20 protein-coding genes and 1 pseudogene are annotated in these 21,301 nt (G+C 71.8%); 11 read left to right on the top strand and 10 right to left on the bottom strand.

The features are described 5' to 3' along the window. The 3 genes from ACGFYP_RS00605 to ACGFYP_RS00615 form a co-directional block, all read right to left on the bottom strand. Positions 1-2,368 (bottom strand): M12 family metallopeptidase (locus ACGFYP_RS00605; RefSeq protein ID WP_393485096.1); only part of this gene is annotated, 2,368 nt, incomplete at its 3' end. A 36-nt stretch (positions 2,369-2,404) separates the two neighbouring features. Continuing rightward, positions 2,405-2,701, bottom strand: coding sequence for an antibiotic biosynthesis monooxygenase (locus ACGFYP_RS00610; protein ID WP_361955483.1), 297 nt, complete (start codon positions 2,699-2,701; stop codon positions 2,405-2,407). Positions 2,702-2,806: 105 nt separating this feature from the next. Then, positions 2,807-3,874 carry a M28 family peptidase gene (locus ACGFYP_RS00615; protein WP_393485097.1) on the bottom strand — a complete coding sequence of 356 codons (1,068 nt, stop codon included), beginning with the start codon at positions 3,872-3,874 and terminating at the stop codon, positions 2,807-2,809. Positions 3,875-4,080: 206 nt separating this feature from the next. Here ACGFYP_RS00615 and ACGFYP_RS00620 point away from each other — a divergent pair, with 206 nt between their 5' ends. Both ACGFYP_RS00620 and ACGFYP_RS00625 read left to right on the top strand, forming a co-directional pair. Next, positions 4,081-4,626, top strand: a complete 546-nt coding sequence (locus ACGFYP_RS00620) for an EF-hand domain-containing protein (protein WP_393485098.1) — start codon at positions 4,081-4,083, stop codon at positions 4,624-4,626. A gap of 77 nt (positions 4,627-4,703) precedes the next feature. Further along, complete coding sequence (locus ACGFYP_RS00625; RefSeq protein ID WP_361955477.1) at positions 4,704-4,925, top strand: hypothetical protein; 222 nt, start codon at positions 4,704-4,706, stop codon at positions 4,923-4,925. Here the strand turns inward: ACGFYP_RS00625 and ACGFYP_RS00630 are convergent. Further along, entirely contained in the window at positions 4,922-6,739 is a 1,818-nt protein-coding gene (locus ACGFYP_RS00630; protein ID WP_393485985.1) for a S8 family serine peptidase, read from the bottom strand. The two genes, ACGFYP_RS00625 and ACGFYP_RS00630, sit on opposite strands and share 4 nt — an antisense overlap. Positions 6,740-6,970: 231 nt before the next feature. Here ACGFYP_RS00630 and ACGFYP_RS00635 point away from each other — a divergent pair, with 231 nt between their 5' ends. The 3 genes from ACGFYP_RS00635 (at position 6,971) to ACGFYP_RS00645 (ending at position 10,783) form a co-directional block, all read left to right on the top strand. Next, positions 6,971-7,636: a response regulator transcription factor gene (locus ACGFYP_RS00635; RefSeq protein WP_361956303.1), complete on the top strand. Its 666-nt coding sequence runs from the start codon at positions 6,971-6,973 to the stop codon at positions 7,634-7,636. Further along, positions 7,633-9,039, top strand: a complete 1,407-nt coding sequence (locus ACGFYP_RS00640) for a sensor histidine kinase (RefSeq protein ID WP_393485100.1) — start codon at positions 7,633-7,635, stop codon at positions 9,037-9,039. The genes ACGFYP_RS00635 and ACGFYP_RS00640 overlap by 4 nt, the downstream gene beginning before the upstream one ends. Positions 9,040-9,298: 259 nt before the next feature. Next, complete coding sequence (locus tag ACGFYP_RS00645) at positions 9,299-10,783, top strand: alpha/beta hydrolase (protein ID WP_393485101.1); 1,485 nt, start codon at positions 9,299-9,301, stop codon at positions 10,781-10,783. Between the two features lie 10 nt (positions 10,784-10,793). Here ACGFYP_RS00645 and ACGFYP_RS00650 read toward each other — a convergent pair whose 3' ends face one another. Further along, on the bottom strand, positions 10,794-11,072 hold the full coding sequence (locus ACGFYP_RS00650) for a hypothetical protein (RefSeq protein WP_393485102.1): 279 nt from the start codon (positions 11,070-11,072) through the stop codon (positions 10,794-10,796). Positions 11,073-11,248: 176 nt separating this feature from the next. Here ACGFYP_RS00650 and ACGFYP_RS00655 point away from each other — a divergent pair, with 176 nt between their 5' ends. After that, positions 11,249-11,440 carry a hypothetical protein gene (locus ACGFYP_RS00655; RefSeq protein ID WP_361955467.1) on the top strand — a complete coding sequence of 64 codons (192 nt, stop codon included), beginning with the start codon at positions 11,249-11,251 and terminating at the stop codon, positions 11,438-11,440. 39 nt (positions 11,441-11,479) lie between these two features. Here ACGFYP_RS00655 and ACGFYP_RS00660 read toward each other — a convergent pair whose 3' ends face one another. Then, positions 11,480-12,694, bottom strand: a complete 1,215-nt coding sequence (locus tag ACGFYP_RS00660; protein ID WP_393485103.1) for an aromatic acid exporter family protein — start codon at positions 12,692-12,694, stop codon at positions 11,480-11,482. Positions 12,695-12,896: 202 nt separating this feature from the next. Between ACGFYP_RS00660 and ACGFYP_RS00665 the strand changes: the two genes are divergently transcribed. After that, positions 12,897-13,625, top strand: coding sequence for a VOC family protein (locus ACGFYP_RS00665; RefSeq protein ID WP_393485104.1), 729 nt, complete (start codon positions 12,897-12,899; stop codon positions 13,623-13,625). A 36-nt stretch (positions 13,626-13,661) separates the two neighbouring features. Here ACGFYP_RS00665 and ACGFYP_RS00670 read toward each other — a convergent pair whose 3' ends face one another. Beyond that, positions 13,662-14,294, bottom strand: coding sequence for a hypothetical protein (locus ACGFYP_RS00670; protein WP_393485105.1), 633 nt, complete (start codon positions 14,292-14,294; stop codon positions 13,662-13,664). A 160-nt stretch (positions 14,295-14,454) separates the two neighbouring features. On the opposite strand from ACGFYP_RS00670, the gene ACGFYP_RS00675 reads away from it, so the two are divergent. Then, entirely contained in the window at positions 14,455-16,032 is a 1,578-nt protein-coding gene (locus tag ACGFYP_RS00675) for a GMC oxidoreductase (RefSeq protein WP_393485106.1), read from the top strand. Between the two features lie 58 nt (positions 16,033-16,090). Here the strand turns inward: ACGFYP_RS00675 and ACGFYP_RS00680 are convergent, their stop codons facing one another. Further along, on the bottom strand, positions 16,091-16,576 hold the full coding sequence (locus tag ACGFYP_RS00680) for a carboxymuconolactone decarboxylase family protein (protein WP_393485107.1): 486 nt from the start codon (positions 16,574-16,576) through the stop codon (positions 16,091-16,093). 2 nt (positions 16,577-16,578) lie between these two features. Then, positions 16,579-17,652, bottom strand: coding sequence for a dihydrodipicolinate reductase (locus tag ACGFYP_RS00685; RefSeq protein ID WP_393485108.1), 1,074 nt, complete (start codon positions 17,650-17,652; stop codon positions 16,579-16,581). 128 nt (positions 17,653-17,780) lie between these two features. On the opposite strand from ACGFYP_RS00685, the gene ACGFYP_RS00690 reads away from it, so the two are divergent. The 3 genes and pseudogenes from ACGFYP_RS00690 to ACGFYP_RS00700 all read left to right on the top strand — a co-directional run bounded on the left by ACGFYP_RS00690 (position 17,781) and on the right by ACGFYP_RS00700 (position 19,518). Then, a complete protein-coding gene (locus ACGFYP_RS00690; protein WP_393485110.1) occupies positions 17,781-18,140 on the top strand; it encodes a DUF779 domain-containing protein in 360 nt (119 codons plus the stop codon). A gap of 20 nt (positions 18,141-18,160) precedes the next feature. Beyond that, positions 18,161-18,567, top strand: a pseudogene (locus ACGFYP_RS00695) (phosphodiester glycosidase family protein); the annotation flags it as partial. A gap of 150 nt (positions 18,568-18,717) precedes the next feature. Continuing rightward, positions 18,718-19,518, top strand: coding sequence for a VOC family protein (locus tag ACGFYP_RS00700; protein ID WP_393485111.1), 801 nt, complete (start codon positions 18,718-18,720; stop codon positions 19,516-19,518). A gap of 65 nt (positions 19,519-19,583) precedes the next feature. Here the strand turns inward: ACGFYP_RS00700 and ACGFYP_RS00705 are convergent, their stop codons facing one another. Beyond that, entirely contained in the window at positions 19,584-21,167 is a 1,584-nt protein-coding gene (locus tag ACGFYP_RS00705; RefSeq protein ID WP_393485112.1) for a hypothetical protein, read from the bottom strand. Positions 21,168-21,301: the final 134 nt, after the last annotated feature.

Below are 21,301 nucleotides of genomic sequence, written 5' to 3' on the forward strand. Positions count from 1 at the left end.
CGACCACCCACATCACTTTGACGGCGCCGTCCTCGCCGACGAAGAAGAGATCGATCTGATCGTCGGTCTGCCGGGCCGTCGCCAACGCCGCGTTCGCCGGGGCCGTGTTCGGAGGTGTCAGAGCGAGCGCCTGGTTCCAAGCACCGGTGCCCACCACCCACGCGACATGGACCGCCCCGAACCTGTCGACGAAGAAGACATCGATCTGATCGTCGGTCTGCCGGGCCGTGGCCAGTGCCGCATCCTTCCGAACGGTGTCCGGCGGCGTGAGAGCGATGGGCTTGTTCCAGGCACCGGTGCCGACCACCCACATCACTTTGACGGCGCCGTCCTCGCCGACGAAGAAGAGATCGATCTGATCGTCGGTCTGCCGGGCCGTCGCCAACGCCGCGTTCTCCAGGACCGTCCTGGGGCCTGTCAGGGCGATCGGCCCGTTCCAGGCGCCGGTGCCGACGACCCACATGACGTTCACCGCGCCGGTGCGGTCGACGAAGAAGGTGTCGATCTGCCGATCCGTCTGTGTGAGGGAGCCGGGTGCTGCGGCAGGGACGACTTGTGTGGCGGTGGCGATCCGTGTGCCCGGCACCACGACGTCCGCGGCGGTCAGTTCGATGGGCCCGTCCCATGCGCCGACCCCCTCGACGAACGTCACGGCGATCGCACCGAAGCGGTCGGCGAACGTCACGTTGAGCTGGCCGTCGGTCTGGTGCTCGGTGGCCAGCGCCGCCCCGGCGGTCGTCACCCGGCCGTAGGCGTAGTTGGCGGTCGCGATGTCGCCTGCGCTCAGGCCGAGGTACTGCCCGGCATTCGAGCAGGCCGGGTTGAGGACCTCCAAGGTCGGAGGGTCCGTTTGCGGCGGGTAGTGCATGATCGAGTCGCAGTCGTACGGACCGATGGGCGTGCTGTCCGGTGCCGGACCGTAGTTGGGTGGAGTTCCGCCGACGATGGTCACGAAGGCGACGGAGTCGGGGCGCTGGTGCTCGTGCTTCAGGCCGAGCGCGTGGCCCAGCTCGTGCATGATGTGGCCGGCCGTCAGGTTCAGGGGTTCGAAGACGACCGGACCGTTCCACTGGCCGGTGTCGACCACCCACATCACGGAGAGGCGATCGTCGAAGCCGACGTAGAACAGATCGAGCTGCTTGATCGTCGGCCGGGCCGTGGCGAGCGCACCGGTGTCGGGGATGGTACCGGTGGGCGTCAGGGCCACGGGCTCGTGCCATGCGCCGGTGTCGACGACCCACATGACGTTCACGGCGCCGTCCTCGTCGACGAAGAACAGGTCCAGCTGATCATCCGTCTGCCCCACGGCCGCGAGCGCGCCTCCCGACCGCGCCTTGCCGACCTCGGTGATGCTGATGGGTTCGTGCCATTCGCCGGTGCCGACCACCCACATGACGTTGACGGCACCGTCATGACCTATGTAGAAGAGGTCGATCTGGTCGCCCGTCTGCCGGGCCGCGGCGAGTGGGGCGATGATGGACGCGGTGCCCCGACCTGTGAGGCCGATGGGCTTGCTCCAGGCGCCGTTGCCCACGACGAACACGACGGTGATCACCCCCGCCTCGTTGCCGGTGCCGACGTAGAACAGGTCGAGCTGCTCGTGGGTCTGGTGAACGGTGGCCAGTGACGCACCTGGCGTGACGGAGCCGCGGGGGGCCAGCTCGAGGGGGCCGTTCCACGTGCCGGTGTCGACGACCCACATGACGTTCACGGCGCCGTGCTCGTCGACGAAGAACAGGTCGAGCTGGTCTGCTGTCTGCCTGTCCGCGACCAGTACCGCGTTCGTGGGGACCCTTGTCTTCTCCGGGTCCGTCAAGGTGAGGGGGCCGTTCCAGGGGCCGTTGCCGACGACCCACATGACGTTGACGGCGCCGCGCCCGTCGACGAAGAACAGGTCGATCTGATCCTCCGTCTGCCGGCCCGTGGCCAGTGCCGCGCCGGGCGCCGCCGTGTTCGGCGGGGTGAGGGCGACCGGGCCGTCCCACTCACCCTTCGCGTTGACCCAGATGACCCGGACGGCCCCGCTGTCGTCGACGTACAGGCAGTCGACCTGGTCGCGCTGCTGGTGGATCGTCGCGATCGCCGCGCCGGCCGGGATGCCGGGGTAGGCCGACACTCTCACCTTCTGGCCGCCCCCGCTCCGGCCCGTGGCCGACGAGGTCTTCATCTCGTCCGGCACGATGCGGATGTAGTCCCCCTCCCCGTTGCGGGGCACGAACTGGACGATCGTGTCGCGGTTCCAGCCGGCGAGCGCGGCGTCGATCGTCACCTGGTCCGCCGAGCCGGGTGGGAACGACAAACTGTCGATCTCGTACGGGATGCGGCCCCCCGGCCAGCGCTTGGCCTTCTTGAACAGCGCGTATCCCATGAGCCGTCCCTCCGCGTCCTGGAACTCCGCGTGCGGCTACCGTCCGGGAAGCCCGAGTTCGCCGCCCTGGTAGAAGGCCTCGGTCTCCTCGACGACGTACGGAGCCATGGTCTCGCGGCGGGACCTCTCGGCCTCCGAGGACCGGAAGGCGTCGCACGCCTCCTGGGAGTCCCAGAGGGAGACGCCGGTGATCTCGTGGCCGTCCTCGGTCCAGTAGGCGTACGCCCGGTGGAGACCGTCGGGGGCGAATCCGGGGCGCCAGGCCCGCTCGAACTCGTGCAGGGTGCCCGGCTTGATGCGACGTGTGGTCACCCAGACAAAGCGCTGCTCCATCGCGGCCTCCTCGGGAACTCGGGAGCGGGGATCGATGGGGATCGGTGCGGATCGCGCTCCTTGGACCACGGTAGGTCCGAGGGGCCGTTTCCGCCTCCGAGGCGGCTACCGGCCGTGACCGGGCGCCAGGGGTGGCCGCCAGAGGGCGGCGGTGGCGGCGGTGGCGACGGCGACGGCCGTCAGGCGCGCGTGGTCGAGGGTGTCGGGGGTGTCGTCGGGCCGGTGGTAGCGGGGGTTGCGGAAGTTCGCCGTGCCGGTGAGCAGGACGGCCGGCACGCCCGCGTTCCAGTACGCGGCGTGGTCGCTGCGGCCGAGGTGGTTCAGCGGGGGCACGGCGAGGCCCGCGAGTACGCCCCTGAGGCCGTCCGGACGCGGGTCGCGGAGAGTGACGACGGGCAGCGGGGGTTCGGCGGCGCCCGCCGCACGGCGCCAGAGCTCGGCCGCCGCGGTCGAGGAGCGCCGGTGGACGACGAGGGTGAAGTCACCGCGCCCGTCACGGGCGCGCACGGCTCCGGCCGCACCCCGGAAGAGAGCGCCGAACCCCGCCGGCATCGCCTGTGTCCGGGGCCCGTCGACGAAGCAGCCGACCGACTCCAGGCAGAGCATCCCCGAGACGCGCCGGCCGTGGCGCGCCGCGCGGGCGGCGACACGCGCGCCGACGAAGCCGAGCTCCTCCATGTCGAAGAAGGCGAGCCGCACCGGGGGCGGGCTGCGCAGCCCGCCGAGCAGCCGGGCCACCTCCAGGAGCGCGGCGACACCGGAGGCGTTGTCGTCGGCGCCGGGACTGCCCACGACGGTGTCCAGGTGCGCACCGACGAGCACGGCGGGACCGTCGGCAGCCTGATCTGTCGGCCCGATCGGCAGGTCGGCGAGCAGGTTGGCTCCGGTGAGGCGTCGGTGCACGCGGAAGCGGAGGGGCGAGAGGCGGCCGCCGCCGGGGCGGTCGGTGCAGCCCGGCCGCCACCGGACGTCGAACGGCTGCCGCTCGGTCCGCCAGCCCGCCTCCGCCAGCCGGTCCGCCACACGGGCCTCCGCCCGGAGCATGGCCTCGGGCGCGTGGGTCCGGCCGCGCGGGCGGTCGGCGAGGAACGCGACGTCCTCCCGCAGCCGCGCCGGATCGGCCCGCCGGGTCAGCTCCCGCACGAGGGCGGGCACGTCGGAACCTGCCTCCATGGCGTCGATGGTGGCGTACACCGCCCGGCTCCGCCCGTTCGCGCCGGTGAGATGCCTGAGACGTGCCGGAGAGATGCCGGTGAGCTGCGGGTGACGTGCCCGTGACGCGCCGGTGCCCGACGCGCGCGCGGCCGCGCCCGAGCAACCAGACTGGGGGTTCTGCCGTCCCTCTCCATACGACCCCCCTCCCACGGAAGGAACCCGGCATGGCGACGCTCGATCCGGTCACTCGGCGGCTCCGGCGGCTCTTCGCGGTCCTGGACACCGACGACGACGGGTACGTCACCTGGTCCGACCACCGACGCGTCGTGGAGGCGTACGCCTCCGCGTACGGGCTCGCGACGGACGAACCCCGGATCCAGGCCCTGGAGCGGGCGTACTGGGCGCAGTGGCTCGGGCTGCTCACCCACTCGGCGCCGGGTGTCGAGCGGCTCGACCAGGACGGGTTCGTCGCGGCGCACCGTGCGGTGGGCTACGACACGGATCGGCCCGAGATCCTGGAGAACCTCGCGGCGGCCATCTTCCGCATCATGGACACGAAGGGTGACAAGCGCGTCAGCGCGGACGAGTTCGCCGCCTACCTCACCGTCTGGGGCGTCTCCGGCGACGAGGGCTCCGTGGCGTTCGAACGGCTCGACCTGGACCGGGACGCCTACCTCTCGCACCGGGAGATCGCCCGGTCGCTGCGGGCGTTCCATCTCCACAACGACAACCTGAACAACCCGGGAGGCATCTTCCTCGGCGTGTACTGACGTCTCGGCGTCCCGCCCACGTCCCTGCGGGCAGCGCTGACCGTGCGCGGTGGGCCGGTGTGTGGTCGGATCGGCGCATGGACGTCACTGAGGCGAACGACGGTGCGCCGGGGCCGCAGGGTCCCGGAGAGCGGCGTCGTGCCGCGCGGCGGGCCGTCGCGAGCCGGACGGCCGATCCGGCGGAGCTCGAGGAGTTCCTCGACATACTCGATCTACGGCCCGAGGTCGACCACCTCTACTCCGGCAAGGAGACCGGGCGCCCCCGCCGAAGCGGCGAGGGGCGCCCGGAGAAGGCCTAGAAGGTCAGGTTCCAGGCGTCGATCTTTCCGGTGTCCTGGCTCGCGTTGTCGTTCACACGGAGCTTCCAGACGCCGTTCGCGACCTCGGCGGAGGCGTTGACGGTGAAGGTCTGGACGAGGTTGTCCGTGCCGCCGCCGGTCCGGTTGTGCACGGTGTAGACCGTGCCGTCGGGCGCCACCAGGTCGACCTTCAGGTCACCGATGTACGTGTGCTTGACGTCCACGCCCACCTTCAGGGTGGCCGGGGCGTTGCCCGTCACGCCGCTGACCGTGATCGAGCTCTCGACGGTGGCGTTGTCGGCGATCGCGACGTCCGTGAGGTTCTCGAAGTACGCGCCGGGCGGCGGGGTCGAGCCGCCGACCGCCTTCAGCGCGTCGACCCGGCCCTCGCCGAAGAAGCTGTTGTTGGCCGTGGTGCCGGTGCACCGGCTGTCCGACGGGCAGGCCAGGTCGGTGGCCTGGACGCCCAGCTTCGTACGGATGTCCGCCGGGGTGTCGCCCGGGTTCGCGCTGGCCAGCAGCGCCGCCACGCCCGCCACGTGCGGGGAGGCCATGGAGGTGCCGCTCAGCGAGGAGTACTTGCCACCGGGGATGGTGCTGTAGACCGACTCGCCGGGCGCCGACACCTCGATGACGTTGCGGCCGAAGTTGGAGAAGGACGCCTTGGACGAGCCGTTGGTGCCGTTCGCCGCGACCGTGACCACGCCCGGCAGCTCGGCCGGGATGTCCAGGCAGTCGTTGGTGATGGTGCGGGTCACCGGGGTGGAGTCGTTGGGCGAGGCGGTGTCCGTGGTCTTGTTCGCCAGGTCGTAGTTGGCGTTGCCTGCCGCAGCGACCTGCAGCGAGCCCTTGCCCTCCGCGTACTTCTGGGCGCGGCCGACACCCTCCAGGATGGCCGCCTGGTCCACGTTGTTCGGGCAGTTGAACTGCCACGGGTCCGTGTAGTAGCTGTTGTTGGTGACCTTGAAGCCGTGGTCACCGGACCAGACGAGCCCGCAGATGGTGTTCTCCGGGAAGAAGAGCGTGCTGCCCGGCTCCGCGATGCGGACCGAGGAGATCTTCACGCCCGGCGCGACGCCGATGGCGCCCTTGCCGTTCTTGGCGGCCGCGACCGTACCGGCCACGTGCGTGCCGTGGGTGTCGACGTCGCGCCAGGCCCCGGCCCGGGTGTCCGCCTTGCCGTAGGCGCAGGAGACCGAGTCGGCGGCGTTGAAGTTCGGCGCCAGGTCCTGGTGCTGGTCGTCGACGCCGGTGTCCAGGATGCCGACCTTGACGGTGGGCGAGCCGGTGCTGACGGCCCAGGCCTGGTCGGCCTTGATCTGCGTCATGTCCGAGCGGACCGGCTCGGTGGCCGGAGCCGCCGACTGCGACGGGTTGCTCGGCAGCGCCGGGTTGTAGGCGTCGGCCGGGACGTCGGAGGTGCGGGTGGCGCCGACCTGCTGGACGCCGGAGACGGCGCGCATGGTCGAGGCGAAGGTGCCGGAGGTGGAGTGCGCCACGACGACGCCGATGGCGTCGAAGTACGAGAAGACCGAACCGCCGTTGTTCGCGACCGCCGTGCGGACGGCCGTGGTGTCACCGGGAGCGGTGATCACCAGGTAGGCCCGGGTGCCGGCCGCCCAGGCCGCGGGAGCGGCGGCCCCGCGGGTCGCCGCGGCTGCTGCCGACGCGGCGGAGGCTGCGGTGGTCAGGGGTGCCGCAGAGGCGGACGAGGGCTCCGGGATGCCGGCCGGAGCGGCCGGGGCGGCTCCGACGGGCGCGGCGAGCGCGACGACCGCTCCGAGGGCGGTGACGGCCGTGGCCGGGAGTCTCAGCCTGCTGGATATGTGGGAAAACAATGCGTCCTCCGATGGCCCGGTGACGCTGGTGGCGTCGGCCGGGCCCTGTGATGTGTGGGGTGGAGGCAAGATCCCAGAGGCCGGGAGCGGAAGGAAGCGTTCAGTCCGACAAGCCCGTTGGCGTTACACAGAGTTGACCTGACGGTGTGTCGGTCGGGGTGGGTTTCGACGCGGTTGGGCCGGTTCGTTAGGGTGGGCGCCGTGCGGGTGCTGCTGGTCGAGGACGACGAGGATCTGCGTTTCGGGGTGGCCGCCGCGCTGCGCGCCGCCGGGTTCGCGGTCGACGAGGTCGCGGACCTTCCGCAGGCGGACGAAGCGCTCTTCGTCACGCCCTACGACTGCGCGGTCTTCGACCGGATGCTGCCCGCCGGAGACGCGGCCGGGTACGTCGCGGAGCTGCGCCGCCGGGGCGGGGCCGTGCCGGTGCTCTTCCTCACGGCCCGGGACACCGTCGCCGACCGGGTCGGCGGCTTCGCCAGCGGCGGTGACGACTACCTGGTCAAGCCGTTCGCGGTGCCCGAACTCGTCGCCCGGGTGGGCAGTCTCTGCCGCCGGGCGGCCGTGGTCAGGCCGCCGGTCCACCACGTCGCCGACCTGGAGATCGACACCGCGCGGCGCCAGGTCCGCCGTGCCGGGGTCCTGCTGACGCTCACCGGGCGGGAGTTCGCGGTCCTGGAGGTCCTGGCGGCCCGCGGAGACCAGGCGGTGTCCCGGGCCGAGCTGATCGAGAGCTGCTGGGACGAGATGGCGGAGCCGCGCTCGAACGTCCTGGAGGTCCTGGTCTCCCAACTGCGCCGCAAGCTCGGGGACCCGCCCCTCATCCGTACGGTACGGGGCGTCGGCTACCGGCTGGCCCCGCCGGGGCCCGAGTGAGCAGGCTCCCGGGCCGAACGGGAGAGGCGCCGACCCGGGGGCGCACGGAGGGGGCGTCGGCCCGGGACCGGGCGCTGACGCCCACCGGGCGGGTCCTGCGGCTGCGCAGGCGGATCACCGCCCTCTTCGCGCTCACCAGCGCCGTCGGGCTCGTCACGATGGCCGTCCTCGCCGTGCGCAGCGACGACGCGCGGTGGCGCGAGCAGCTCGACCACGCGATGAACCTGGACACCACGCAGGCGATCAGCCTGCTCGTGTACGACGCGGACGACCGTCTCGACACCACCGATCTCGTCGGGACGATGGACACCGGCTGCCCGCAGTTGACCGTGCTCTCCGTGCCTCGGGACAGGTCCTCGGGCCCGGTCGTCGACCACTCCGGGGAGCGGCCCTGTCTCGTGGGGCGCCCCGCAGACGTCCTGGCCGTGGCCGAGGACGCCCTGCGCCGCGAGGAGGTCGTCGCCGTCGACGGGAGGGCGGTGGACGGGCGGCGCGTCCGACTGTTCGCGGAGCCGTTCTTCGCGCCCGACGCGGAGGGCGACGAGGGCCGGGACGGCGCGGTCGTCACCCTCTACGAGAGCACCGAGGCGCTGGCCGACCACCGGCGGACGACCTGGCTGCTGACCGCCGGCTGCGCGGTCCTTGTGGTGCTGTCGGCGGCGGTCGGCCATGTGCTGTCCGGGCGGGCGATCCGCCCTGCGCTGACGGCGCTCGGCCAGCAGGAGGCGTTCCTCGCCGACGCGGCGCACGATCTGCGCACCCCGGTCGCCTCGCTGCGGATGCTCGCCGAGACCGCGCTGCGCGGCGACACGGACGGCACGGAGGTGCTCCGCCGGACGATGCGGCTCGCGGACGGCATGGGCGGCCTCGTGGACGGGCTGCTCACCCGGGCCCGCCTGATGACCGGGGTGCAGACCCTCGCACGGGAGCCGCTGCGGCTCGACCAGTTGGTGGAGGCGGTGGTCGAGGACACCCCGGCGGAGGGGCACCGGGTGACGGTACGGACCGAGGGGACGATCGTCGTGGCCGACCCCGATCTCGTACGCCGGGCGGTGGCGAACCTGCTCGGCAACGCCCTCGCCCACGGGCACGCGCCGGGCGAGCCCGCGGACGTACGCGTCGAGGTCGCGCGGAAGGGGCGGGAGGCGACGGTGACGGTGGAGGACGCCGGTCCCGGGCTGCCTCCGGGGGTGGCGGACGCGCTGTTCGAGCGCTTCCGCAGCGGGTCGGGGTCGACGGGCCTCGGCCTGTCCATCGCCTCCTGGGTCGCCCACGCGCACGGCGGAAGCCTCACCGCCACGAGCGGCGAGAGCGGCGGATCGGGAACGGGCGGGCGCGGCGGAACGGGCGAGCACCGCGGGGCCCTGTTCGTGCTGCGGCTGCCCGCGGCAGAGGGCGGCTGAGCGCCGGCTGCCGCCCCCGGACGGGGTACCGAGGGGCCTCCTCACGAAAACCTCAGCATCGCCCCGCGAAGCTGAGGCGTACCGCACCCAGGCCCTCAGGAGCACTCCCGTGAAGCGCGCAGTCCGTCCTCGCCCCACCCTCGTCCTGACCCTCGCCGTGCTCGGCGCCACGACCCTCTCCGCATGTACGGCGTCGGCGCCGACGGAGGCTCGGAGCGACGGCCGTCCCGCCGCGGTGGACCCGGCCACGCGACCGGAGTTGAGGTCGTTCTACGCGCAGAAGCTGAAGTGGACCGCCTGTGGTGAGCTGCGGTGCGCGCGCCTCACCGTCCCGATGGACTACGACGATCCGGCGAACGGGCGGACCTTCGTGCTGCCGGTCGCGAAGTCGACGACCGCCGACCCGGCGCACCGCATGGGCTCGCTCGTCTTCAACCCCGGCGGTCCCGGCGGTTCCGGCGTCGACGACCTCAAGGGAGGCGGCGCCGATTCCTTCGGCGCCGAGGTCCGCAAACGCTTCGACATCGTCTCCTTCGACCCGCGCGGTGTGGGAGCCGGCACCCCGGCCCTGAGCTGCGACGACGGCAAGGACGACAAGGGGGCGGCCGACCCCGCGCCGGACGCCCCGCGTGACGAGCACCCCTTGAGCCCTCGTACCGACGCCGACCGGGCGGACGCCCTCGCCCTGGCCAAGGCCGCGGCGGCGGAGTGCGTCGAACGGAGCGGGGACATCCTGCGGGATGTCGGGACGCGCGACGCGGCCCGTGACATGGACGTGCTCCGGGCGGCGCTCGGCGAGTCCCGGCTCACCTATCTCGGCTGGTCGTACGGGACGAGCCTGGGCACCTCGTACGCCGAGCAATTCCCGCGCCGGGTGCGGGCGTTGGTCCTCGACGGGGCGATCGATCCCTCGCTGGACTGGCGGGCGCGCGCGCAGAGTCAGGCCGTCGGTTTCCGCCGGGCCGTCGACGACTACGCGACGTACTGCGCCGATGTCGTCGGCGCCGAGACATGCCCGGGGGCGACCCCGGACGAGATACGCGAGGTCGTCGACGGCCTTTTCACGCGGACGGCACGCTCCCCGCTCCCGGTCGACGGGTCCGAGTTCGGGGTGGACGAGCGGATGCTCATCGACGTGGTGGCGACGGCGATGTACACGCCCGAGGACCAGTGGAAGGGGCTTTCGGAGGCGCTGGCCCAGGCCGACGGCGGCGACGGTACGAAGCTGGCCGCGCTGGCCGACGGCGAGAAGGCTCCCGAAGAGGAGGAGGACGGCGGTGGGGGCCCGGAGGACGCCGGCGAGGCGACGGGCGGGCCGGCCGTGCCCGCCGACAACGAGGACGCGGCGCTCCTCGCCGTGAACTGCGCCGACACCCCGCACCCCCGTACCGCCCAGCCGTACTGGGACGCCCTCGCTCCGGCGGAGAAGGCGGCGGGGCGGTACGGCACCACGAGCGTGCTCGACTCCCTGACGTGCAAGGACCTGCCGACGGGTACGCAGAAGCCGCACCGTGTCCGCGCGGAGGGGGTGCCGCCGGTCCTCGTGGTGGGCACGACGGGCGACCCGGCGACGCCGTACGAGGAGTCCGAGAGTCTCGCGGAGCAGTTCCCCGGCGGCATGCTGCTGACGTACGAGGGTGTGGGCCACACCGCGTACGGACGCGGCGGCTCGTGCGTGACGGATGCCGTCGACGCCTATCTCGTCGGCCTGAAGCCGGTCCGTCCGGGCGCGACCTGTCGGTAGGGCGAGCCGATCAGTAGAGCCGCGGGGACATGACCTGTGGTTCGGCGCCCGGCACTTCGAGGACGCAGCGGGGGATGCCGGGACCGGCGGCGGCGCGGACCGTCGCCGGAGTCGGCGGGTCGGTCGGCAGTTCGATGTGCACGGTCACCGGGCGGTCGGCGCCGGTGGTGGCGTACCCCGTCTCCTTGCCGTCGACGAGGACCTCGACCACGGCCTTGTGGCCGGTCTGGACCGTGACGCTGACCGAGTGCCCCGCGTGGTCGATGTGGAAGTGGTGGCGTCGTCTCATGGGGTCGCCTCCGACCGGTCTCCGTCACGCCCCTCGCTCCAGCGTAGCCATCCGGCACCCGGGCGGCCTGTGATGCCCCTTGGCGCCATCACCCGAACAGCCGCCCTCCGGGCGTGCAACCCGCCGTCGGTCGGGTGCACTGGAGGGGCAAGCGTCCGCCGAGCATGGAGACGACCATGTACGAAATGCACGTCGGCATAGCACCCCGGGACGGGGTCTTCGTCTGGCACGTGGCCGCCATCGGTGGCGCGACCGCCCTCTGCGGGCAGTCGCTCCACGAGGAGCCGCTCGAGGAGCGCGAGAGGACCGACCGTCACTGCACCCCTTGTATGAGTTCTTTCCAGGAGCTGATGAACGACCGGCGGTGACTGCCGGACTTTCCGATGTGCCCGATCCCCGACCACCCCTCACACCCCCAGTCGGTCGTAGAACGCCGACAGCCTCGGCCGCCGCTCGGCGCGTTCGCGCGAGTGGCGGTCGAGTTCTTCCATCAGGCGGCGGCTGCGGTGTTCGAGGTCCAGTTCGTCGAGGATCCGGTCGATCTCGGCGAGCAGCGCTCCGTACAGCTGCCACTGGCGGGGGTCGTGCTGGACGAATCGGAGCAGCAGTTCGGCCGCGTGGTCACGGACCGCGCGGGCGGCGCGGAGTTCGCCGGCGAGCCGGTCCTCGGCGGCGTCGGCGTCCGCGCTGACGTGGGTGGAGACGAGGACGGCGAAGCTCACGAGGGTGTCGGCGACCCGGGCCAGGAGGTCTTCGAGGGCGAGCGCGACGTCCTTCGGGAAGAGGTCGGTCTCTCCTCGTTCCTTGGCGAGGTCGGTGAGCGTCCGGGCGAGGACGCGCAGGACGACGGCGCAGATCTCCAGGGTGTCGAGGCCCGTGCGGAGCACGATGCGGTGCAGGGCCCCTTCCTTCTCCTTGACGCGCGGGTTGAACCGGAGGCTGTCCTCGGCCTGGCGCAGCGCCGCGTCGACGTCGGCCACGTCGTTGTCGAGGCGGCGGGCCTCGTACAGTCGGGCGGCGGCCCGCGCGACGGGCATGGGGGTGGTGAGTCCCTCACCGATCCCCAGGAGGAGCCGGCGCATGCGTCGCGCCAGGTCCTCGATGGACTCGCCCGCCGTGCCGACCCAGACCGGCGGGACGAGGACGGTGTTGAACAGCAGCCCCACCACCGCGCCGATGAGGGTTTCGAGGACCCGGTCCCAGGCCCTGCTGGTGACCTGGGTGACGCCGAGGACGAGCATCGCGCTGATCGCGACCTCGGGGACGAACTCGTCGACGCGCACGAAGCGGCCGACCACCAGCGAGGCGAGGATGATCAGTCCGAGACTCCACCAGGTGAGGCCGACCAGGGCGCTGAACGCGATCGCGATGATGACGCCGACGACCACCGAGTTGACCCGTCGGATGCCGGTGGTGAGCGTGGAGTACAGGGTGACCTGGACGACGAGCAGCGCGGTGAGCGGGGCGGTCAGCGGGGCGGCCTCGGCGCTCAGCTGGAGGGCGACGACATAGGCGATCGTGGCCGCGGCGGTCGACCGGACGGTCTGGACGACCGCCGGTTCCCTGCGCCGCGCCCACAGCTCGGTCGCGGCTCGTCGTAGCGCAGCGCGCACGTCCCTCACCTTGTCAGGTTTCCGTACGGGTGGGCTCTTCGCATGCCGTACGTGGTGCGTACGGCGGTCGTGCGCGGCGACGGCGTGCCGGAATGGCGATCTCGCCGGGGGTACGGTGGGATGAGAGCGATCACGCGTCCACGACGGATGGATGAAGGTTGTGTCGACCTCGAGCCATGCGGTGTCCGGCGCCCCTTGTTGGGTCAGTCTCATGGCCCGCGACCTCGGCGCCGCCGAGACCTTCTACGGGGGTGTCTTCGGCTGGGAGTTCCGCCCCACCCGACTGGGTGAGGAGTTCTCCGTCGCCCTGAGTGACGGCGCACCGGTCGCCGGGATCGGCGCGCTCGCGCCGCGTCTCGCGGTGGCCGTCGCCTGGACCCCGTACTTCGCCGTGGACGACGCCGATGTGACGGCGGCCCGCATCCGGGAGCGCAGCGCCACGGTGGCCGTGGGGCCGCTGCGGTTCGGGACGGGGCGCGCGGCGCTCGCCTCGGACCGCGAGGGGGCCGTCTTCGGCATCTGGGAGGGTGAGATCATCCCCGACTGGAGCGTCGGCAAGGGCGGTGCCCCGGCCTGGCTCGAGCTGCGGACCAGGAACGCCTTCGACGCGGCGATCTTCTACGCCGAGGTGCTCGACTGGGCGGGCGAGCTGCCCGGCTGCTGTCAGGTGAGTTACGAGGACGACCATGTCGTCCTGAGCCACGGCGACATCACCGTCGCGCGGCTCTACGGGGGCGCGGTGGAGGACGCCCCCGACCCGCAGGTCAGGCCCCGCTGGCACGTGCACTTCCGGGTCCCCGACCTCGACGAGGCGGTCGAGACGGCCGTCCGTCTGGGCGGTACGACCGCTTCGGCGGTCCGGCCGTCGGGCAACGGCCGGTCGGTGGCGCTGCGCGATCCGGACGGCGGACTCTTCACGGTGGCGGACAGCGTGGAGTGACGCGGCCCTGCCTTGTTCGGGGGTGCGGCCCCCGGGTCACTCCCCCGAGTGCGCGGCGCGCCGGATCGTCGCGTCGACGAGGGCGAGGGCCTGGTCGGCGGTACGTCCCGGGGCGCGGTTCCAGGGGCCGATGAGGTCCGTCCAGCCCTGGGCGCGCAGTTCGGTGACGATCCAGGCGGCGGAGCGGTTCATGGTGTCGGCGCTGCCGTGGCCGAGGCGGTGCGCGGTGAGCAGCGCTCCGCAGAGGCACCGGGCGCCTCTGGCGTCGCGGAGCCGGTACGGCTTGTTCTGCCAGCCCCACTCGACCAGGACGCGGCGGGCGTGGGCGAGGTGGGTGGAGGGGCGTACGTCGGGCTGTCCGAGGCGGCGCCAGGCGTGCAGCCGGTCGGGCAGGATCGCGCCGAGCCGGCCGGGGAGCGGCCGCTCGGCGGGCGGCGGTGGGGCGAGGGCGTCGAGGGCGGTGGCGACGAGCTGGTCGACGGGGACGGAGAGCAGCCGACGCCAGTCCTCGGGGGCGGGCCCGACCGGGGCGGCCACCGGCTCCTTCGAGCCACCCGCGGGCTCCTCCGGGGCGTCCCAGTGGCGGACGATCTCCTGCCACGCGGCGGTGTCGTGGAGCTCGACGGCGGCGCGGTCGAGGTCGTCGGGGGCGAGGGTCGGCAGGGACATGCGCGCTCCGGGCTCGGCGGATCTCTGACTCATCAGAATGTCGGCTTTGTCCCGAACATTCTTGAGCGATCCAGCCAAAAGTTACCAATTGGTATGCCGTGACTTCCCATGCGGGCGGCAGTAGAACTCGTTCCCATTCCACCGACAGTGAGGGCTTCTCATGGCTGTTACACGCCGTGGATTCATCACGGGAACAGGTTCTATTCTCGGCACCCTGGCACTGCCCGCACACGCCTACGCCTCGGCCACCCAGTCCCGCATCCCCGCCCTGGTCATCGGCACCGGCTACGGCGGCTCCGTCGCCGCGCTGCGGCTGGCCCAGGCGGGCGTCGACGTACGCATGGTCGAGATGGGCATGGCCTGGGACACCCCCGGCCCCGACGGAAAGATCTTCGCCAACACCACCACCCCGGACCACCGGTCCTTCTGGCTGCGCACGCGCACCAAGCAGCCGCTCAGCCAGTTCCTCGGCTTCCCGCTCGACAAGGACGTCCCCCGCCACACCGGGATCCTCGACGCCGAGGAGTTCGGCGGCATCACCGTCTACCAGGGCCGGGGCGTCGGCGGCGGCTCCCTGGTCAACGGCGGCATGGCGGTCACCCCGCGCCGGGAGAACTTCGGCGCGATCCTCCCGACCGTCGACGCCGCCGAGATGTACGACGTCTACTACCCGCGCGCCAACGCCGGGCTCGGCGTCAACCACGTGGACCCGGCCTGGTGGGAGAGCGCGGCCTGCTACCAGTACGCCCGCGTCGGCCGTAAGCACGCACAGCGCTCCGGCTTCCCCTTCGTCTTCGTGCCCAACGTCTACGACTGGGAGTACATGAAGCAGGAGGCGGCAGGCTCCGTCCCCAAGTCGGCGCTGGCGGGGGAGGTCCTGTACGGCAACAACCACGGCAAGAAGTCGCTCCAGAAGACCTACCTCGCGCAGGCCCGGGCGACCGGGCGGGTCACGGTCTCACCCCTGCACAAGGTCACGTCCGTGTCCCCCGCGTCCGGCGGCGGCTACACGGTCGCCATCGACCGCCTCGACACCGCGGGGAACACCACGTCCACCGAGACCGTCCTCGCGGACCGGGTCTTCTTCGCGGCCGGCAGCGTCGGGACGAGCAAGCTGCTGACCCAGCTCAGAGCGACCGGAGCGCTGCCCGGCCTCAACGGCGAGATCGGCAAGGGCTGGGGCGACAACGGCAACGTCATGTGCGGCCGCGCCAACCACATGTGGGACGCGACCGGCAAGCTCCAGTCGTCCATGCCCACCGCCGGCATCGACAACTGGGACGCGGGCGGGGCGTTCGCCGAGGTGGCGCCGCTGCCCACCGGCATCGAGACGTACGCCTCGTTCTACCTCTCCATCACGAAGAACCCGAACCGCGCCCAGTTCACCTGGAACCCCACGACGGGCCGGGTCGAGCTCAACTGGCAGACGGCCTGGAAGCAGCCGTCGATCGACGCCGCCAAGACCATCTTCGACAAGATCAACGCGAAGGAGGGGACGATCTACCGCACCGACCTGTTCGGCGCGTACAAGATCTGGGGCGACCACCTCACGTACCACCCGCTCGGTGGCGCGGTCCTCGGCCGGGCCACCGACAACTACGGCCGCCTGCACGGGCATCCGGGCCTCTATGTTATCGACGGCGCGCTGATCCCGGGCAACACCAGCGTCAACCCGTTCGTCACGATCACCGCGCTCGCCGAACGCAACATCGAGAAGATCATCGCGACCGACCTCTGAGGCCCTGCGGCTCCGAGGCCCTGAGGACCTGCGGCTCCGAGGTCCTGCGGCTCCGAGGTCACTGCGTGGGCAGCACACACGCCGCGTCGAGGCCGAACACCCGGTTGAGCCGGCCGAACGACAACCAGGAACCGATGCTCATCGTCAGCTCCACGATCTCGGGCTGGCTGTAGTGCGCGGTCAGACGGGTCCAGAAGTCCTCGTCCTCGTCGAGACCGTGATGATCCAGGGCGTACCGCTCGGCGTACTCCGCGGCCAGCCGCGTACGGTCGTCGAAGGCATCGGTGGTGCGCCACTGGGTGACGGCGTCGGCGAACGACTCCTCGACCTTCTCGCCGTCGCGGTCGGTCCGCCAGTCGAGGCAGAAGAGACAACCGTTGATCTGCGCGATCCGCAGCCGCGCGGCCTCGAACTCCCGCAGCCCCAGGGTGGTGTGGGCGTAGACGGAGAGGGAGAAGTTCGCCGCGGCCGTCCCGATCTCGGGGACGATCTCGCCCCACACGTACTCGATCGGGTGCCTGCCCTCGGGGACGTCGATCCTCATGGTCACTTCCTTCCCAGTCTGCCCACTGCGGGGCGCAGCGGGACGTCGAGCGCGTCGTAGAGGCCGGGCTCGGCGTCCACGAGCCAGTCGACGGCGTTCACGAGCCGGCCGACGGCCGTGGCGTTCCCGCCCGCGGAGCGGTTCTCGCCCTCGTCGGTGGCCTCGACCGTGACCTCGATGCGCGGGCGGCCCTCGATGACCACCCGGTGGGCGCCCACGCCGTCCGGCGGGGTGGGCCAGTCGGGGGCGCAGGAGGGGTGGATCCGGGTGACGTGCTCGATGACGATCCGGGGTTCGCCGGCGACGACGCCCTGGACCTCGAACCGTACGGCGCCCTGGGTCCCGGCCTCGAAGACGCCCATCGTGCGGGTGGTCACGGTGGTGTCGAGGGGGCGCCGTGCCATGGTCTCGCGGATCTCGTCGAGTTCGACGCCGAGGGCCCGGGCCATCAGCCGTATCTGGCCGCCCCACACCATGGTGGGTATGGAGGGGGCGAGCATCAGCGGTTCGTACTCCATGGGGTGACCCATGCCGATGAGATGGCGGACCGAGTCCTCCTGCTCGTACGTGGAGTAGTCGAAGATCTCCTGGCAGCGGACGACGTCGACGGTGGAGCCGAGGCCGCTGACCAGCAGGGGCAGCACGTCGTTGCCCCACCCGGGGTCCACGCCGGAGACGAAGAGCGAGCCGCCGCCCTCGGCGACGGCGGCGAGCACCGGGTCGCGGAACTCGGGCGGGGCACTCCGCTGGTCGTAGAGCGGGTACAGCGCGGGTGTGACGACGACGGCGCCGGCCCGGACGGCCCGGACGACGTCGGCGAGCGCCTCGTCGGGCCGGATGTCGCCGGAGGCGGCGTACACCACCGCCCTGGGGCGGGCGGCGAGCACGGCGGCGATGTCGTCGGTCGCCGCCACCCCGAGGGGGCGGTCGAGTCCGGCGAGCGGGCCCGCGTCACGGCCGACCTTGGCGGGGTCGTGGACGAGGACGGCGGCGAGGGCGAGCCCCGGGTGGGCGTCGACGGCCCTGATGGCCGCGCGGCCGACATTTCCGGTACCCCAGACAACGGTCGGAATCATGCGGGGAGAGTAACCTGACGCACCGTCAGTTCCTAGAGGCGGGAACGACTTCGCCGGATGCAACTCGGTCGCAACCTCCCACGGTGTTCTCTGGACCACTCGACGGAGCACCGCGAAGGGGGCGGGAGATGGATCAGCCCGGCGCACGTGTGGAGTTGACCCCTGCGGCGGCCGACCTGCTGCGACGGCTGCGGGAGGCGCACGGTCCGCTGATGTTCCACCAGTCGGGCGGCTGCTGCGACGGCAGCGCCCCGATGTGCTACCTGGACGGGGAGTTCCGCACCGGAGCGTCGGACGTGCTGCTCGCCTCGCTGGAGGTCGAGGGCGTCGCGGAGCCGATCGCGTTCTGGATGTCGAAGGCGCAGTTCGAGGTCTGGAGCCACACCCGGCTGATCGTGGACGTCGTGCCGGGGCGGGGCAGCGGCTTCTCCCTGGAGGCCCCGGAAGGCGTCCGTTTCCTCATCCGTTCCCGATTGGTCGGCTCCTGATTTTCGGGCCCGCGCTGCCGCTGGGCACGGGCGACCGGGTCGGCGTACGGCACCGGCTGGTGGCGGAGGGTTCCCGCGTCCCGTACCTCTTCGCGGTGGGCGGCTGTCCGGTGCTGCGGGCGGGCGACCCGCTGCCCGGCCTCGACGGCAGGACGGCCGCCGTCCGCCCGGCGGTGGGCATCGCGACGGCGGACGGCGACTGCTCCTGATGGCGCTCGACGGCGGCCCCGAGTACCGGACCGGGCTGACGATCGCCGAGGTGGCTTCGGTGCTCGACGAGGCCGGCGCGGTCGACGGCTTCAGCCTCGACGGCGGAGGCTCCTCGACGCTCGTCACCCGGGACCGGGGCGCCGCGTCCGTCACCGTGCGCAACCACCCCTCCGGGGGCGTCGAACGCCCGGTGCCGAACGGCATCGGGATCCTCGCCGGGCGCTGGCACAGGGCCGACCCGGGGCCGACCCACCACGGCAACGCTCCGTCACCGAGCGGGGCGCGCGTGCCGTAGTTAGCGTGGGAGTCGACAACCCCCATCGAGACCGTCTGCGACAACCCATCGATCGGAAGAGAGAGTCCCGTCATGGCCGCACGACCTGAAGGCACCCCGGTCTGGTCCGACGCGATGTTCACCGACGTCGAAGGAGCCAAGACCTTCTACGGCGACGTGCTGGGCTGGACCTTCGGCGAAGCATCCTCGGAATACGGCAACTACACCCAGGCCTACCGCGACGGCAAAGCGGTCGCGGCCGTCGTCCCGCCCATGCCGGGCCAGGACGGCTCCCCCCAGTCGGCCTGGTGTCTGTACTTCTCCTCGCCCGACGCCGCCGCCACGGCCGAGAAGATCAAGAGCAACGGCGGCACCGTCCTCATGGAGCCGATGGCGGTCGGCGACTTCGGCTCCATGTGCCTGGCGCAGGACCCGACCGGCGTCACGTTCGGCGTCTGGCAGCCCGGCACGCACAAGGGGTTCGAGCTGGAGGGCGAGACCGGCTCCTACGTGTGGGCCGAGGTCTTCACCCGGGAACCCGCGAAGTCCGACACCTTCTTCACCTCGGTCTTCGGCTACAACACCCAGAAGATGGCCGACGACACCATGGACTACAAGGTCTTCGACCTGGGCGGCGAGACGCCGGTCCTGGGGCGGATGAAGATGGCGTCGGAGGACTTCCCGCCCGAGGTCCCGTCGCACATCCAGATCTACTTCGTCGTCGACAACTGCGACCAGGCGGTCGACCGGGCCGTGAAGCTCGGCGGGCAGAAGGCCTTCGGGCCGATGGACAGCCCCTTCGGGCGGTTCGCGACGATCCTGGACCCGCAGGGCGCGGTGTTCGCGGTGATCGACACGAAGACCACCGTGGGCGAGATGCCCGAGATGGTCTGAGCGGTACGCGCGACGGTGCCCGGGGCCGCGAAGGCCCTGGGCACCGTCATGCCGTGGCGTGCCCGTCAGCCGCCGTCTCGGACGGCGACGATCCCGTTGAAGACGCCGACGTACGCCGTTCCGTCGGGCCCGATGGTGATCGGGGCCCAGTTGTTGTCGTACGCCGGTCCTGTGCCGGTGAGTTGTTTCCAGGCGCGCTTGCCGGTGCGGAAGTCGACGGCCGTCAGGTACCAGGCGTCGATGCCGAGGCGGTTCGGCTGCTTCTCGTAGAAGTAGAGCAGTCCGTTGGCGGTGGAGAGCTTGGGGACGGTGGAGGGTGAGCGGACGTCGCTCTCCCAGACGGTGTCGCAGCCGCTGCCGTCGGGCCGGACGTCGATCCGGGTGGCGCCGCCGACCACGCTCCGGCCGAAGGTGAGCGTGGTGGGGTTCTCGTAGCCGTAGTTGTTCTCGACGACGAGGCTGTTGCCCCAGCTGATCAGGGAGTTGTCGGTGGTGGAGGCGCCGGAACCGAAGACCGGGACCTTGCAGACCAGGCGTTCGGCCTCGGGGACGTCGGTGCCGCGCCGGTAGACGAGGACGTTCATCCGGTCGTCGGCGTTGTCGGTGATCGCGACGAACTCGTCTCCGGTCCCGAAGAGATCGGGCGTGGTGCCCGAACCCTGGTTCACCGAGCCGGGTTTGGTGCCGGTCCCCCGGTCGTAGCTCTGCCGCCACTGGACGCGCGGGGTCCCGTCGGGGTCGGCGCGGAAGCTGTAGAGGGCGTGGTCGGAGACGATGGAGACGCCGTCCCGTGCGACGGAGAAGGAGTTCTGGATCTCCTCGCCGTCAAGACGGAGCGAGCGGAGCGTGCCGGTCGCGGGGTCGACGGTGCCGACCCGGCCGAGTCGGGTCACCCACCAGATGCGGCCGTCGTGGTCCGGCATGACGGAGGTGATGGGGTCGCAGACGCCGCTCGGGAAGAGATTGGTCCAGCTGACACAGTCGTGCGGGACGAGCGGGGTGAGATCCCAGTCGTTCTCGACGGCGAACTCCCATGTCCCGTCGGTCTTCTGACGGTGTGCGATCCGCAGGACGTGCTGGCGGGAGTCGGCGAGGACGACCCGGTCCCGGTTGTCGAGGTAGAAGTAGGCACCGCCGGAGGTGTCCTTGAAGATCTTCTCGAAGTCGAGCCGGGTGATGGCCTCGACGGTCGAGGAGCGCTGCGGCAGCTTGTACTCGGCGAGGGTGTCCAGCGTGCGCGGGTCGAGGAGCTTGAGCAGGAAGCCGGAGAACGTTCCGCAGACGGTGACGAGGCGGCCGCCCGCGTCGAAAGTGGCCGTGGCGCACTCTCCGCCGACGGCGGCGATCTTCTCGCTGGTGACCTGCGGGTCGCGCCCGAGCGGGCCGGAGAAGGGGTGGGTGCCGCTGCCGGCGCCGTCGGCGTGCATGCCGCTGCGCCCGTTGGGTGCGAGGTACGGGTGCTGGTCGGGCGCGTCGCCCGGCACGGGCCGGGCAGGCGCGGGAGCGCCCTCGTAGGCGTCGACGAGTCGGTGGCCGGGGGCCAGAGGTATGTCGTCGGCGAGTGCGGCGGGGGTGGCGAACGCGAGGGCGATCGCGCTCGACACGGCGATCAGGGCGAGCGCGCGGGCTCGTCGTGTGGGGGTGGTCAATGCGGCTCCTCGGGTGCGTACGTCGGTCGCGCCGGCGGCCGACGTTAGGCCCGAGTGTGTGAGATGTACATGGAACTGCCGTTGGTTTCACGGCCACTTCATGATCGCGCAACGAACCGACCGAGGAGTCGCGA

Origin of the sequence: Streptomyces sp. NPDC048370 (assembly GCF_043200825.1) — a bacterium.
Classification (GTDB): Bacteria; Actinomycetota; Actinomycetes; order Streptomycetales; family Streptomycetaceae; genus Streptomyces.